Source organism: Streptomyces sp. NBC_01707 (genome assembly GCF_041438805.1).
Taxonomy (GTDB): Bacteria; Actinomycetota; Actinomycetes; order Streptomycetales; family Streptomycetaceae; genus Streptomyces.
Map to the genome: position 1 here is coordinate 3,545,392 of NZ_CP109190.1, position 14,808 is coordinate 3,560,199.

Sequence of the window (14,808 nt, forward strand, 5' to 3'; positions counted from 1 at the left end):
CCGTACTACTTGGAGGGCTTGAGCTTCAGCACGATCTGCAGCGCTGAGGGCTGGGTGTGCTGCGGCGGGGCGTACGGGTCGGCCTCGGTGGGCCAGCCCACCCAGTTCTTCGTGGAGTACTCGGCTCCGATGGGGGCGGCGGCCGTCGGGATCATCGGCGCCTGGTCGACCATGATCTTCTGGAGCTTGTTCATGGCCTCGGTGCGGGTGGCCTCCTCGGTGGCGTTGGCGAAGTCCTTGAGCGCCTGGGTCGCCTCGGGGCTCTTGAACCGGCCGAAGTTGCCTGTCTGGGAGGCCTTGCCGATGGGCTGGAGGATCGCGCCGTCCATGATGTTCTGGTACATGTCGTACGGGGTCGCACCGCTGTTGGTCCAGTGCAGGGTGGCGTCGAAGTTGCCGTTGGCGACGTCCGCACCCCAAGCCTCGGCGGTCTGCGTCTTGACCTTCGCCTCGATGCCGAGCTGCTTGATGTTGTCCTTGATGATGGAGAGCCCGGTGATGTAGTCGTTCCAGCCGGCCGGGTCGGTCAGTGTCAGCTTCACCGGCTTGCCGCTCGGGTCCTTGAGCACGCCGCCGGAGAGCTTGAACCCCGCGTCGTCGAGGATCTTCTTGGCGCCGGCCACATCGGGTGCGGTCGTGGCGCTCTTGTACTCGGGCGCGAGGAACGAGTCACCGGCGGGCAGCGGGATGCCGGTCGGGTTGGTGATCTCCGGGTAGAGCGTCGCCTCGGCCTGGGTGTAGATCGCCTTGCGGTCGACGACCATAGCCATGGCCTTGCGCAGCGCCGGGTTGTCGAACGGCTTGCGGGCGGTGTTGAACCACAGTCCGTGGATGCCGAGGCCCGAGGGGAACCACAGCTTGTGGTTCTTGGGGTCCTTGTTGATGAACAGCTGCTTGTAGTTCGGCATGAAGACGAACGACCACTCGAGCTTTCCGCTCGCCAGCGCCGTGGTCGCCGCGCTGTTGTCGTTGTACGCGCTGTACCGCAGCTCCTTGACCTTCGTCGCGCCCTTCCAGTACGTGGGCGTGGCGGTCAGCGTGGTGGTCTGCGGGGTGAACGTCTTGAGCTTGTACGGGCCGGAGCCGACCGGGTTCCGGTTGGGCCAGGTCTCCGGGTCCTTGACGCCTTCCCAGATGTGCTTGGGAACGATGAACGTCTGAATGATCTTGTTCTGGTTGACGTACTGGGAGTCCTTGAAGGTCAGGACGACCTTCTTGCCCTCGATGGCGACGCCGTCGAACGGGATGCCGTTCCAGTTGAGCGCCGAGTGCGTCTTCAGCAGGTTGAACGTGTACGCGACGTCATCGGCGGTCAGCGGCTTGCCGTCGGCCCACTTGGCCTTGGGGTCGAGGCTGAAGGTGACCTTGGTGAAGTTGGACTCCCACGTCCAGTCGGTCGCCAGCCACGGCTCGGCCTTGTCCGCGGGCTTGATCTGGTTCGTCATCGCCAGCGGCTCGTAGATCATGTAGCGGTAGCCGAGCGTGGCACCGGCCGAGGTGTTCAGGAACGGGTTGCTGTTGTTGGTCTGCGGCCCGTCCGGCTTGCCCAGGGTCAGCACGCCGGAGGCGCCGCCACCCCCTTTGTTGGCACCCGAGTTGGCGGACGAGCAACCGGTGGCGAGAGCGACCACGACGGTGGCTATTGAGAGCGCTCTCAGTACGGGGCGGCGGCGTGCGGACATGGCGACTCCAGGAAGGGCTGCGGTTCCGGAGGATCCGGGACGGAGGGCGGTCGGCGCTCGGCGCGCCGGGTACGGGTGGTGCGGTTGATGCAGGTGGTGCCGACAGTGCGGGTGGTGCCGAGGGTGCGCGGGGAGGCGCGTAGGCGACAAGAGGTACGGCGGCCGGGAAGGAACCCGGCGGAACCGCTACGGCGCCGAGAGGCGCACGACCAGTTCGGTGGGCAGCACGACCGGTCCGTCGGGGGTGGCCGTGCCGCCGAGATGGGAGAGCAGCAGCCGCGCTGCCGTCTCACCCATCTGCCGGGTGGGCTGGCGCACGGTGGTCAGCGGTGGTTCGGTGTGCTCGGCCATCGGGATGTCGTCGAAGCCGACCACGGCGATGTCGTCGGGCACCGATCGGCCGGCCGCGCGCAACGCCCGCAGCACGCCCGCCGCGCTGATGTCGTTGTGCGCGAAGACCGAGTCGAACTGCGTTCCTGCGGAGAGGAGTTGCTCCACGGCCTGCCGACCGGACTGTTCGGTGAAGTCCCCATGGACGACGAGGTCGGTCGGCAGGACCGTACGGAATCCGTCCAGCCGGTCGCGTACACAGCCGAAGTGCTGGGGGCCCGTGAGGACCAGGGGTCTGGTGCGTCCGGCGGCCAGCAGATGGCGGGCCGCGGACGCGCCTCCTTCGTGGTTGGTGGTCACGACGGAGGCGAACTCGGGGTGGTGGCCACGATCGTCGATGAGCACGATCGGCAGGCCGCCGCGGTGCAGTGCGGTGAGGTGGTCGAGGGTGTTCTCGGGTTCGACGACGACGAGTCCGTCGAAGGCACGCGCAGACACCTGGCTGGTGAAGCGCTCCACGGACTCGGCGCCCCGGTTGCAGGTGAAGAGCAACAGCCCGTAGTCGGCGGCCTCGACGGTGTCGACGACGCCCTGGAGCACTTCGCCCATCCACGGCCAGGTGAGCGAAGGCACCAGCATGCCGACCGTACGGCTGCTGCCACGGGCCAGTCCGACGGCCCCCGAGCTGGGTACGTAACCGAGCTGCGCGATCACTTCACGAACGCGGGCTGCCGTTGAACCGTCCACCTCACCCTTGGCGTTGATGACCCGGGACACGGTCGTCTTGCTGACGCCGGCCTCGCGGGCGACATCGGCGATGGTGACACGCATCGGGGGCCTCCGGGACAAGGCGGAACAGGGCGCGGTACCGGTACCGCAACCGGTTCCGGAACCGGTACCGGCGTTGCGGCGTGAGTTAACCCCGCTGGAACAGTGCCGTCAATACTTCACGCCGACATTGGTCCGTACCCATATCCCCAGCAGGCAGGACGTGTTGTGCGTTCAAGTTGTGAACACACACCCCCTTGACGCGAGCCCGCAACAGCAGTTCACTCACGCCTCGATCGACGGCAACTCCCCCACAGTCCCTGCCGAGAAAGGCAGCAGCCATGATCAGATCAAGCAGAGCGGCTCGCGCGCTGGTCGCCGCAGTGCTCGCGACCGCGGGTCTCAGCGGGCTCTCGTCCGGTACGGCGCAGGCCGCCGGTGAGACCGTGAACATCGCGCTGACCACGACGGACGACACCGGTGGCCGGCATGTCACCCGTGGCCTGGAAGCCCAGGCCCCGATCGCCTTCGGTGCCGGGAACGGTGGCGGCGGCACGAACATCACGGTCGACGAGAACACCCGGTACCAGACGTTCACGGGTGGCGGCGCCTCGTTCACCGACACGGCCGCGTACTTGATGAAGAGCAGCGGGGCGCTCAGCCAGGCGACCCGAGACGCGACGATGAAGAAGCTGTTCTCCCCCACCGAGGGCATCGGGCTCTCGTTCGTACGCAATCCGATGGGCGGCTCGGACCTCGCCAGAACCGGCTACACGTATGACGACGTACCATCCGGCCAGACCGACCCGTCGCTGGCGAAATTCTCGATCGCACACGATCTGGAGGACGTGCTCCCGCTGACCAGGCAGGCCAAGCAGCTCAACCCGGCGCTGACGACGGTCGCGTCGCCGTGGACCGCGCCGGCCTGGATGAAGGACAGCGGCCAGCTGAACGGCGGCTGGCTGAAGGCGGAGAACTACGGCACCTACGCCGACTACTTCGTGAAGTACCTCCAGGCGTATCGGGACCAGGGTGTTCCGGTCGATTACGTCACCGCGCAGAACGAGCCGACCTGCTGTTCCGGCTATCCGTCGATGAGCTGGAACGGCTCGGGGCTCGCCTACTTCACCAAGAGCGAGCTGCTGCCCGAACTCCAGTCCGCGGGGCTCGCCACCAAGGTCCTCGCCCACGACTGGAACTGGGACACCTACGACGCCTACGCGGCGGCCACGGTGGACGACCCGGCGGTGCGCAACCACCCGAACTTCGGCGGGGTCGCCTGGCACGGCTACGGCGGTGACGTCACCAAACAGACCACCGTGCACAACCAGTACCCGGCGATGGACGCCTTCCAGACCGAGCACTCCGGCGGCACCTGGATCGCCGACCAGCAGCGCGAGGACATGCTCAACATCGTCGACTACACCCGTAACTGGGCGAAGTCGGTGACCAAGTGGTCCCTGGCCGTGGACCAGAACCGGGGTCCGCACAACGGCGGCTGTGGCACCTGCGACGGGCTGATCACCGTGCACAACGGGGACAGCAGGAGCGGGCAGGTCGACTACAACATCGAGTACTACACGATGGGTCATCTGACGAAGTTCGTCCGGCCCGGCGCCCAGCGGATCGCGTCGACGGCCAGCTCCACCGTGCCCAATGTGGCCTGGCGCAACCCGGACGGCTCGAAGGCGCTGATCGCGTACAACGGCGGCACCTCGGCGCAGCAGGTCACCGTCAACTGGGGCGGCCAGAAGTTCACCTACTCGCTGCCGGGCCGCACCTCGGCGACCTTCACCTGGTCCGGCAGCCCGTCCGGCTCCACCGGCGCCTCGGGCGTCCTCTCGGGCCCTGCGGGCAAGTGCCTGGACGTCGCGGGCGGCAGCAGCGCCGACGGGACGGCCGTCCAGCTCTATGACTGCAACGGTTCGGCGGCTCAGCGCTGGACGGTCGCAGCGGACGGTTCCATCCAGGCGTTGGGTTCCTGCCTGGATGTGACGTCGGCGTCGACGGCCGACGGAGCAAAGGTGCAGCTGTACACCTGCAACGGCTCCTCGGCACAGCGCTGGACGTACGACGCCGCGACGGGTGACGTCGTCAACACGGCCGCGGACAAGTGTCTGGACATCACCGACCGGTCGACGGCGAACGGGGCCCGCGCCCAGATCTGGACCTGCACCGGAGCCGCCAACCAGAAGTGGCATCTCCAGTAACAGGGCCGGTCAGTCCGGGGGAGGGGCGGGCCCGCGGAGACTGTTCCGTGGGTCCGCCCCTGGCCGGGCCGGTTACTCCGTGGGCTCGACCCCGGCCCGCAGCAGGCCGTAGGTGTACGCGTCCTCCAGCGCCTGCCAGGACGCCGCGATGACGTTCTCCGCGACGCCTACGGTCGCCCAGTCGCCGGTGCCGTCGCCCGTGGTGATGAGCACCCGGGTGGTGGACTCGGTGCCGGTGCGGCCCTCCAGGATGCGGACCTTGTAGTCGACCAGCTCCAACTTGGCGAGCTGCGGGTAGATCCGCTCCAGGGCGACGCGCAGCGCCCGGTCGAGTGCGTTGACGGGGCCGTTTCCCTCGGCCGTGGCGACGAGACGCTCGCCCTTGGCCCAGAGCTTCACGGTCGCCTCGTTGGCGTGGGTGCCGTCGGGGCGGTCCTCGACGATCGCGCGCCAGGACTCCGTACGGAAGTAGCGGCGAACCCGGCCCTCGGCCTCGGCGCGCAGCAGCAGTTCGAAGGAGGCGTCCGCGGCCTCGTACGTGTAGCCCTTGAGCTCACGCTCCTTGACCCGCTCGACGACGCGCCCGATGAGCTGGCGGTCGCCCCCGAGGTCGATGCCGAGCTCCTTGCCCTTGAGCTCGATGGAGGCGCGGCCCGCCATGTCGGAGACGAGCATCCGCATGGTGTTGCCGACCAGCGCCGGGTCGATGTGCTGGTAGAGGTCCGGGTCGACCTTGATGGCGGAGGCGTGCAGCCCGGCCTTGTGGGCGAAGGCGGAGACACCCACATAGGGCTGGTGCGTGGACGGCGTGAGGTTGACGACCTCGGCGATGGCGTGCGAGATGCGGGTCATGTCGGCGAGTGCGCCCTCGGGGAGGACGGTCTTGCCGTACTTCAGTTCCAGGGCGGCGACGACGGGGAAGAGGTTGGCGTTGCCGACGCGTTCGCCGTAGCCGTTCGCCGTGCACTGGACATGCGTCGCGCCTGCGTCGACGGCGGCCAGGGTGTTGGCGACCGCGCAGCCGGTGTCGTCCTGGGCATGGATGCCGAGCCGGGCGCCCGTGTCGGCGAGGACGGTGGAGACGACGGCCTGGATCTGGGCGGGGAGCATCCCACCGTTGGTGTCGCAGAGGATGACGACATCGGCGCCGGCCTCGGAGGCGGCCCGGACGACGTCCTTGGCGTACTCGGGGTTGGCACGGTAGCCGTCGAAGAAGTGCTCGCAGTCGACGAAGACCCGGCGGCCCTGCTCGCGCAGGTAGGAGACGGTGTCGCGGACCATCTCCAGGTTCTCGTCGAGCGTGGTGCGCAGGGCGAGTTCCACATGCCGGTCGTGCGACTTGGCGACCAGCGTGATCACCGGGGCGCCCGACTCCAGCAACGCTTTGACCTGCGGGTCCTCGGAGGCCCTGCCGCCCGCCCTGCGGGTCGCGCCGAAGGCGACCAGCTCGGCGTTCTTGAACTCGATCTCCTGCTGTGCGCGGGCGAAGAACTCCGTGTCGCGGGGGTTGGCTCCGGGCCAGCCGCCCTCGATGAAGCCCACGCCGAAGTTGTCCAGGTGCCGGGCAATGGTCAGCTTGTCCGCGACCGTCAGGTTGATGCCTTCACGCTGTGCACCGTCGCGCAGTGTGGTGTCGAAGACATGGAAGCTGTCATCGGTGGCCTTGGCCTTGGTGGTCATGCTGATCTGACTCCTGTCGGATGAGTGGATCCGGACGATCGGGCTCCACTTGCCCCCATCATCGCGCGCGCATCGGCCCGGCCGAGGTGAGGGCCGGAAAACGAAAAAACCCCTCGCGGGTGCGAGAGGTCTGCGCGCGGGTCTGGGGCACGGTGGCCGCTCCGCATCTGGTGGTACGGGACGGTCACTGCGGACCGGCGCGCCTGTTGCCAATAATCATGACGAACAAGGACACGGAGGCAGTCTCGCACAGCACTGCCTCCGTGCCTTCGCCCGTCTCAGGATGCGGGCGTGACGCTCGTCGCCCCGGACGGATCCGTCGTCTGCCCGGCCTTCGGGTCGGCCGCGCCGACCCGGCCCAGGTCGATGTCGCGAGTCTCGCGCATCGTCAGATAGACGACGAGGGAGACCGCGGCACAGCCCGCCACGTACCAGTAGAAGCCCGACTCGATGCCCGCGTCCTTGAACCAGAGCGCCACATATTCGGCGGTGCCGCCGAAGAGTGCGTTGGCGAGGGCGTACGGGAGGGCGACGCCGAGTGCACGGATACCGGTCGGGAAGAGCTCGGCCTTCACACAGGCGTTGATCGAGGTGTAGCCGGTGACGACGACCAGAGCGAGCAGCGCCAGGCCGAACGCGGGCCAGAAGGTCCCCGCGTTCTTGAGCATCGTCATGATCGGCACGGTCAGGAAGGTGGAGCCGACGGCGAAGGTGATCAGCAGCGGGCGGCGGCCGACCCGGTCGGAGACCATGCCCGCCAGCGGCTGGATGCACATGAACACGAACAGGGCGCAGAAGCTGACCAGTGAGGCGGTGGACTTCTCCATGCCGGCGCTCTTGGAGAGGAACTTGGTGAGGTACGTCGTGTACGTGTAGTAGGCGACCGTCCCGCCCATGGTCAGCGCCATCACCAGGAACGCCTCGCGCTTGTGCTTCCACAGCGCCTTCAGTGTGCCCCGGTCCTGCTGGGCGGCCGCGTCGGACTCGGCGTACACCTCGGTCTCCAGCATGGAACGGCGCAGATAGAAGACGATGGCCGCGCCGAGCGCACCGACGACGAACGGGATGCGCCAGCCCCAGCTGTGCAGCGCCGCGTCGGACATGTTGCGCTGCAGGACGATCTGGAGGCCGAGGCCCACGAGCTGTCCGGCGGTCATGGACACGTACTGGAAGCTGGAGGCGAAACCGCGCCGGTGGGGTGCCGACGCCTCGGTGAGATAGGTGGCGCTGGCCGCGTACTCACCGCCGACCGAGAGTCCCTGGAGGAGCCGGGCCACCAGCAGGACGGCGACGCCGCCGTACCCCGCCACGGCGTAGGTCGGCGCGACGGCGATGAGGATCGCGGAGGCCGACATGAGGGTGACGGTGAGGGTCAGCGCGGCCTTGCGTCCCTTGCGGTCACCGATCCGGCCGAGCAGCCAGCCGCCGACCGGCCGCATGAAGAAGCCGACGGCGAAGATGCCCATGGTGTTCATGAGATTCGCGGTCTCATTGCCTTCGGGGAAGAACGAGTCCGCGAAGTAGACCGCGAAGGTCGCGTACACGAACCAGTCGAACCACTCGACCATGTTGCCGGCGGAGCCGACCCAGATTTTCTTCCATTGCTCTCGTCCCATGGTCTGTCACCGTGCCCCAACGGCCACGGACGTAACAAGAGTGCATAGGGCAACGATCATGCGTACTTACGTGCGTTGCGTTCACGGCCGGGCGAACAGCCGCGACGGGGCGGCGCGGCCCACCCGATCGGCGGCGCGGCGGCGCGGTTGCCGGTGGTAGGGATCCACGGTGACCTCGCAGCCGCCCACCGGCCCGCCGTCCGGCCCGCTGTCACCACCGCCACCGCCCGGTCCCGGACCCGGGCCGGGGCCGGGGCCGGACGACGGTTCGGGCCGGGGTCCTTCCGGCCGGCGCTCGCCCCGCAACCTGGTGCTGATCGCCGTCGGCACGGCGGTGGTGGCGCTGGGGCTGGCCGTGCTGCTGCGCGCCGTCGGCGGCGACGATCCGGCCGGTGGTTCCTCGACCCCTGCGGGCACCGGCGCGACCACGACCCCGCAGGCCCACACAGTCGTACGGAGCGCCGCACTGACCCCTGCGGACTGGGGCCGCGGGTTCGTCAGGTCCACTCCGTACGAACAGGATCCGCTGGCTGAGACAGTGGTGCAGGAGAACTGCACACTCGCCGCGAAACGGAACAGGACTGGCACACTGGCCGCGCTCGGACGGCGGTCCCAGAAGGCCGCGCCCTACGAGAACGGGCTCTCCCAGATCCGGGTGTACGCAGACACCGCCACCGCGAAGACGTTCCTGGCCGACGGCGAGGACGCCGTCGGCCGCTGCCCCGACCAGCGGGACGGCGAGGCCCGCTGGAAAGACATCCGCGAGACCACTCCGCCGGACCTGACCGGCTTCGACGACCTGGCGTCCGAGCAGGGCACGCTGGTCACGTACAGCGACGGCTCGGCCGCGGACATCCGTTATGTCCTGCTGACCGGCCGCACCGGCGCCACCGTGATGACCAGCTATCTGTCCGGGCCGCCCGAGGTGGAGCAACAGATCCGCCAGGGCGCCGAGGACGCGCTCGCGCTGATGCGCAGCCGACTGCCTCAGCGGTGACGGGCGGCGGCGTCAGGCGAGCGACTCGTCCAGGAACTCCCGTACATGGGCGAGAACTCCGCCCCGGTCGGTGCCCGGCAGGCCGATCGCCACATGGATGCTGAACCCGTCGAGCAGTGCGCGCAGCCGGGTCGCGTACCGCTCGGCGTCGACGGCCCGGAACTCCCCGCGTGACGCGCCCTCCGCCAGCAGCGCCACCAGGTCCCGGTGCCAGGCCCGCTCGATCGCGGCCTGCCGGGCACGCGCCTCGGCGTCTGCGTTCTGCGAGCGGTTCCACACCTCCAGCCAGAGCGTCCAGTGCGGATCGCGGTGGCCGTCGGGGATGTACAGATCCACGTACGCGTCCAGCCGCTCGCGGACCGGGATCTGCCGGGCCAGCAGTTCCCTCCGCCGCGCTCCGAGCCTGCCCTCGCTCCACTCCAGGGCCTGCAGCAGCAGCTCGTCCTTGGTGCGGAAGTAGTAGAGGAGATGCCCGCTGCTCATGGAGACCTCACGGCCGAGACCGGCCATGGTGAGCCCGTCCAGACCGCGTTCGGCGATGGTGGCCATGGCGGCGGCCAGCACCTCCTCCCGGGGCGGTGCCGTGTTGCGGCGGCGCGGGCCGGGGGTCATCGGAGGGCTCCCGCGGTCCAGCCGTCCGGCACCGGATGGATGCGCCGGAGCGCGTGACCCCGTGCGGCGTACCGGACGTCGCTCTCCATGGAATCCATCAGGCCCTCGGCTGCTGCTGCGTGATGCAGTGGATGCCTCCACCGCCCGCGAAGATCGTACGTGCGTCGACCAGGGTCACGGTCCGCTCGGGGTAGAGGCGGCGGAAGATGCCCGCGGCGATCTCGTCGCGGGGGTCGTCGAAGCCGCACAGCACCACGCCGCCGTTGCAGACGTAGTGGTTGATGTACGAGTAGTCGACCCAGTGACCGTCCTCGTCCCGCACCACGGTCGGGGCAGGGACCTCCACGACCTCCAGGCGACGCCCCCGGGCGTCGGTCCGGGACCTGAGCATCTCCACGTTCTCCATGCAGAGCTCGTGGTCGGGGTGGGACGGGTCCGGCTGGGTGTGGACGACGACGACTCCGGGGCCGGCGAACGCGGCGACGATGTCGACATGGCCGAGGGTGCCGAAGCCGTGCGGCGGGTAGTCGCCGGTCAGACCGCACTTCAGCCAGATCGCCTTCGTGGTGCCCAGCCTGGAGTGGATCTCGGCCTCGACCATGTCCTTGGTCCAGCCCGGGTTGCGTTCCTTGCCGAGCTGGACGGTCTCGGTGAGCAGGACGGTGCCCTCGCCGTCGACGTGGATGCCGCCGCCCTCGTTGACCAGCGGCGAACTGTGCACGGGAACCCCTGCGAGATCCGCGACGTGGCGGGCGATCTTCGCATCGTGTTCCCAGGTCGCCCAGTCCTGTGCGCCCCAGCCGTTGAAGACCCAGTCCACCGCGGCAAGTTGGCTGCCGTCGGTGACGAAGGTCGGACCGATGTCACGCATCCAGGCGTCGTCCAGTTCGCGCTCTACCAGGTCGACGTCCGGGCCGAGTGCGGCGCGGGCGCCCTCCGCCTGGCCGGGACCGACCACCATGGTGACCGGTTCGAAGCGGCGTACGGCGCGGGCCACCGACGCCCATGCCCTGCGGGACTCGGCGAGGTCGTCACCGGTGAACGTCACGTTGGGCCCCGGCCAGGCCATCCAGGTGCGCTCGTGCGGGGCCCACTCGGGCGGCATGCGGAAGGTCATGTCGTCGGACTCCTCGTTCTTACAGGAAATAGAGGCGGTTGAGGGAGATCGATTCGGCGGGTCCGGAGCGCACCGGGTCACCGTCCAGCGTGACCAGGCCGCTCCGTCCGTCCACCGCCACGTCCCCGATAAGGGAGTTGAGCCGGAGGTCGGCCGGGCCGATCCCGCGGGTGCCGCGTACGGCGACCCTGCGCCGTCGCGTCGGCATCAGATCGGAGCCCAGCTCGGTCGCGGCCTTTGCCACGAAGGCCACCGAGAGGTCTGCGGGGGTCGCTCCGTACGCTCCGAACTGCGGTCCCAGGACCAGGGGTTCACAGGTGTCGGTCGCGGCGTTGGGGTCGCCCGTCACTCCGTAGGCCGGGAAGCCCGACTTCAGCACGAGCTGCGGCTTCGCGCCGAAGTACTGCGGCTTCCAGAGCACGATGTCGGCGAGCTTGCCCACCTCGATCGACCCGATCTCGTGCGCGAGACCGTGTGCGATGGCGGGGTTGATGGTCAGCTTTGCCATGTAGCGCAGCACCCGGGCGTTGTCGTCGTGCGCGCCGTCGCCCTCCATCGGGCCCAGCTCGGCCTTCATCTTCCCGGCCATGGCGAAGGTACGGCGTACGGTCTCCCCCGCCCGCCCCATCCCCTGGGCGTCCGACGAGGTGATGCCGATCGCGCCGAGATCGTGCAGCACGTCCTCGGCACCCATCGTCCCGGCCCTGATCCGGTCCCGCGCCATCGCGGCGTCCCCGGGCAGGTCGGTCTTGAGGTCGTGTACGGAGACGATCATCCCGTAGTGCTCGGCGACCGCGTCCCGGCCGAACGGGAGGGTCGGGTTGGTGGAGGAGCCGATCACGTTCGGGACGCCCGCCATCTTGAGGACGTTCGGTACGTGGCCGCCACCGCAGCCCTCGATGTGGAAGGCGTGGATCGTCCGGCCGTCCAGGACGCGCAAGGTGTCCTCGACGGAGAGGCATTCGTTCAGCCCGTCGCTGTGGAGGGCGACCTGTACGTCATGCTCCTCCGCGACACGCAGGGCCGTGTCGAGCGCCCGGGTGTGCGCGCCCATGTCCTCGTGCACCTTGAAGCCGGACGCGCCGCCTTCGGCGAGTGCCTCCACCAGCGGCGCGTCGTCCGAGGACGAACCGCGGGCCAGGAAGCCGATGTTGACCGGCCAGGCGTCGAAGGCGTTGAACGCGTGGCGCAGCGCCCACGGCGAGTTGACACCGACACCCCAGACCGGGCCGAACTCCTGGCCGATGACGGTGGTGACACCGGAGGCGAGCGAGGCCTCCATGATGCGCGGCGAGAGCAGATGGACATGGGTGTCGACGGCACCGGCCGTCGCGATCATGCCCTCGCCGGAAACGATCGTGGTACCCGTACCGACGACGACGTCCACACCGTCGAGCGTGTCCGGGTTCCCGGCCCGTCCGATCGAGCTGATCCGGCCTTCGCGGATGCCGATGGAGACTTTCCGGATGCCCAGCGCCGCGTCGATGACCAGCACGTTGCTGATGACGACGTCACAGGTGTCGCGTACGGCGGCGGCCTTGAGGTGCAGGCCGTCGCGCGCGGTCTTGCCGAAGCCGGCCAGGAACTCGTCGCCGGGCGCCTGCGCGTCCGACTCGACGCGCACCACCAGGCCGGAGTCGCCGAGGACGACCCGGTCGCCGGCGCGCGGACCGTGGACCGATGCGTATGCGTAGGGGTCCATCAGGCGTCCTCCGCTCCGAGATAGCCGCAGGCCGCCGCACGCCGCAGGGCCTCTTCCTTCGCTCCGGGCGCGTCCAGCGGACCGTCGACCAGGCCTGCGAAGCCGATCGCGATCCGGGCGCCGCCGATCGGCAGCAGGCCGACCTCGCTCTCGCCACCCGGATCGAAGCGGACCGACGCTCCGGCGGGGACGCACAGCCGCATTCCGTACGCCGCGGCCCGGTCGAAGTCGAGCCGCGGGTTGGCCTCGAAGAAGTGGAAGTGCGAGGTGACGCTGACCGGGACGGACGCGGTGTTGCGCACGGTCAGCCGCAGCTCGGGCCGGGGCTCGGCGTGCGGCGGTGCGGGCAGCACGGCGCCGGGCGCGGCGTCCGCCGGCCGGACACCGGCGGCGGCACCTATGGGGTCGGAGACGACGGCGAGCCGGGATCCGTCGTCGAAGACGGCCTCCACATGCACCTCCGTGACCACGTCCGCCACGCCGGGCAGGACGTCGTCGGGTCCCAGCACGCTGCGCGCGGCCTCGATCGCCTCAGCGAGCCGACGCCCGTCCCGGGCCGCCTCGCAGACGGTGTCCGCGATGAGCGCGGTCGCCTCGGGGATATTGAGCCTCAGTCCACGCGCGCGGCGCGCCCGTGCCAGTTCGGCGGCGCCGAACAGCAGCAGCCGGTCGCGCTCGGTCGGGGTCAGTCGCACGTCACCACACCTCCTGTTTGAGCATCACTCTAATCATGAATTTCCTACAGGAGAACCCTTTACGAGGCGTCGTACTCAGCCTCACATAGAGCGGTACTCAAATCGTCGGACAGGGGTCGCCTCATACCGGTGGATCCGCACGGAAGCGACACCGTCCCGGAGCCGGCTCAGCGCTGTACGCAACCTCGTCCCGACAGCCGCCTGCTCTGTCACCCGCGTGCGACGGCCGCACACAAACGACTTCGCCCGCCCTGGCGGCTACCGGGGCGGGCGAAGTCGTACGGGACCGCGAATCACCCGAGCGGGTGCATCCAGCCGTGGGTGTCCTCCGCGATACCGCGCTGGACGTCGAGGAGCCGGTCGCGCAGCTTCATCGTGACCTCGCCGGGCTTGCCGCCGCTCTGGGTCCACTCGCCGCCCGCGGACTTGACGATGCCGACGGGGGTGATGACGGCTGCGGTGCCGCAGGCGAACACCTCGGTGAGAGTGCCGTTCTCGGTGTCGGCGCGCCACTGGTCGATGGAGACGCGGCTCTCCTCGGACTCGTAGCCGAGGTCACGGGCGACCCGGAGCAGCGAGTCACGGGTGACACCGGCGAGCAGCGAGCCGGTCAGGGCCGGGGTGACGATCTTGTCCCCGTACACGAAGTACAGGTTCATGCCGCCGAGCTCCTCGACCCACTTGTGCTCGACCGCGTCGAGGTACGCGACCTGCTCGCAGCCCTTCTCGGCGGCCTCGGCCTGGGCGAGGAGGGACGCGGCGTAGTTGCCGCCGGTCTTGGCGTCGCCCATGCCGCCGGGGACGGCACGGACCCGGTTCTCGGAGAGCCAGATGGAGACCGGCTTCACACCACCGGGGAAGTAGGCGCCGGCGGGCGAGGCGATGACGATGAAGAGGTACTCGTTGGCAGGCTTCACACCGAGGCCGACCTCGGACGCGATCATGAACGGGCGCAGGTAGAGCGACTCCTCGCCGCCGTGCGCCGGAACCCACGCCTTGTCCTGCTGGACCAGCACGTCACACGCCTCGATGAACGTCTCCACCGGCAACTCGGGCATGGCGAGACGGTGCGCCGAGCGCTGGAAGCGCTTGGCGTTGGCCTCGGGGCGGAACGTGGCCACCGATCCGTCGGGCTGGCGGTAGGCCTTGAGCCCCTCGAAGATCTCCTGCGCGTAGTGCAGGACGTTGGTGGCGGGATCGATGGACAGCGGGCCGTAGGGGACGAGCTGGCCGTCGTGCCAGCCGCGGCCTTCGGTCCACTTGATGATCACCATGTGATCGGTGAAGTAGCGGCCGAATCCGGGGTTGGCCAGGATCGCCTCGCGCTCCGCGTCGGACAGCGGGGTGGAAGAAGGCTTGAGCTCGATCGTGGTCGTCGTCATGAGTGCGTGTCCTTCAC

Annotated in this window: 11 protein-coding genes; 2 read left to right on the plus strand and 9 right to left on the minus strand. The window is 69.1% G+C overall.

The annotated features are described in order from the left end of the window. Positions 1–5: 5 nt before the first annotated feature. Positions 6–1,682: an ABC transporter substrate-binding protein gene (locus OG963_RS15945; RefSeq protein WP_093772327.1), complete on the minus strand. Its 1,677-nt coding sequence runs from the start codon at positions 1,680–1,682 to the stop codon at positions 6–8. A 186-nt stretch (positions 1,683–1,868) separates the two neighbouring features. After that, on the minus strand, positions 1,869–2,843 hold the full coding sequence (locus tag OG963_RS15950) for a LacI family DNA-binding transcriptional regulator (protein WP_093772329.1): 975 nt from the start codon (positions 2,841–2,843) through the stop codon (positions 1,869–1,871). Positions 2,844–3,121: 278 nt separating this feature from the next. Between OG963_RS15950 and OG963_RS15955 the strand changes: the two genes are divergently transcribed. Further along, the gene (locus OG963_RS15955; protein ID WP_093772331.1) at positions 3,122–4,990 is read left to right on the plus strand and encodes a lectin; all 1,869 of its coding nucleotides are present in this window, start codon (positions 3,122–3,124) and stop codon (positions 4,988–4,990) included. A gap of 72 nt (positions 4,991–5,062) precedes the next feature. Here the strand turns inward: OG963_RS15955 and cimA are convergent, their stop codons facing one another. After that, positions 5,063–6,670, minus strand: coding sequence for a citramalate synthase (gene cimA, locus OG963_RS15960; RefSeq protein ID WP_030928778.1), 1,608 nt, complete (start codon positions 6,668–6,670; stop codon positions 5,063–5,065). Between the two features lie 278 nt (positions 6,671–6,948). Next, positions 6,949–8,286, minus strand: coding sequence for an MFS transporter (locus OG963_RS15965; RefSeq protein ID WP_030928781.1), 1,338 nt, complete (start codon positions 8,284–8,286; stop codon positions 6,949–6,951). 169 nt (positions 8,287–8,455) lie between these two features. On the opposite strand from OG963_RS15965, the gene OG963_RS15970 reads away from it, so the two are divergent. After that, a complete protein-coding gene (locus OG963_RS15970) occupies positions 8,456–9,283 on the plus strand; it encodes a hypothetical protein (protein WP_371799183.1) in 828 nt (275 codons plus the stop codon). A gap of 12 nt (positions 9,284–9,295) precedes the next feature. Here the strand turns inward: OG963_RS15970 and OG963_RS15975 are convergent, their stop codons facing one another. The 5 genes from OG963_RS15975 to OG963_RS15995 form a co-directional block, all read right to left on the minus strand. Beyond that, positions 9,296–9,895: a TetR/AcrR family transcriptional regulator gene (locus tag OG963_RS15975; RefSeq protein ID WP_093772335.1), complete on the minus strand. Its 600-nt coding sequence runs from the start codon at positions 9,893–9,895 to the stop codon at positions 9,296–9,298. A gap of 97 nt (positions 9,896–9,992) precedes the next feature. Continuing rightward, on the minus strand, positions 9,993–11,012 hold the full coding sequence (locus OG963_RS15980; protein WP_319738604.1) for an agmatine deiminase family protein: 1,020 nt from the start codon (positions 11,010–11,012) through the stop codon (positions 9,993–9,995). 19 nt (positions 11,013–11,031) lie between these two features. Continuing rightward, entirely contained in the window at positions 11,032–12,714 is a 1,683-nt protein-coding gene (locus OG963_RS15985) for an urease subunit alpha (RefSeq protein ID WP_371799184.1), read from the minus strand. Further along, positions 12,714–13,409 (minus strand): urease subunit gamma, encoded by a 696-nt coding sequence (ureA, locus tag OG963_RS15990; protein ID WP_319325840.1) that lies wholly within the window; start codon positions 13,407–13,409, stop codon positions 12,714–12,716. The genes OG963_RS15985 and ureA overlap by 1 nt, the downstream gene beginning before the upstream one ends. 293 nt (positions 13,410–13,702) lie before the next feature. Then, positions 13,703–14,791 (minus strand): branched-chain amino acid aminotransferase, encoded by a 1,089-nt coding sequence (locus tag OG963_RS15995; RefSeq protein ID WP_093772343.1) that lies wholly within the window; start codon positions 14,789–14,791, stop codon positions 13,703–13,705. Between the last annotated feature and the right edge of the window lie 17 nt (positions 14,792–14,808).

What these genes read in the sequence shown, in the direction of transcription:
- OG963_RS15965 (WP_030928781.1), bottom strand. Translation starts at nt 8,286, where the DNA reads ATGGGACGAGAGCAATGGAAGAAAATCTGGGTCGGCTCCGCCGGCAAC.
- OG963_RS15945 (WP_093772327.1), bottom strand. Translation starts at nt 1,682, where the DNA reads ATGTCCGCACGCCGCCGCCCCGTACTGAGAGCGCTCTCAATAGCCACC.
- OG963_RS15950 (WP_093772329.1), bottom strand. Translation starts at nt 2,843, where the DNA reads ATGCGTGTCACCATCGCCGATGTCGCCCGCGAGGCCGGCGTCAGCAAG.
- OG963_RS15985 (WP_371799184.1), bottom strand. Translation starts at nt 12,714, where the DNA reads ATGGACCCCTACGCATACGCATCGGTCCACGGTCCGCGCGCCGGCGAC.
- OG963_RS15975 (WP_093772335.1), bottom strand. Translation starts at nt 9,895, where the DNA reads ATGACCCCCGGCCCGCGCCGCCGCAACACGGCACCGCCCCGGGAGGAG.
- OG963_RS15995 (WP_093772343.1), bottom strand. Translation starts at nt 14,791, where the DNA reads ATGACGACGACCACGATCGAGCTCAAGCCTTCTTCCACCCCGCTGTCC.
- OG963_RS15955 (WP_093772331.1), top strand. Translation starts at nt 3,122, where the DNA reads ATGATCAGATCAAGCAGAGCGGCTCGCGCGCTGGTCGCCGCAGTGCTC.
- OG963_RS15980 (WP_319738604.1), bottom strand. Translation starts at nt 11,012, where the DNA reads ATGACCTTCCGCATGCCGCCCGAGTGGGCCCCGCACGAGCGCACCTGG.
- cimA (WP_030928778.1), bottom strand. Translation starts at nt 6,670, where the DNA reads ATGACCACCAAGGCCAAGGCCACCGATGACAGCTTCCATGTCTTCGAC.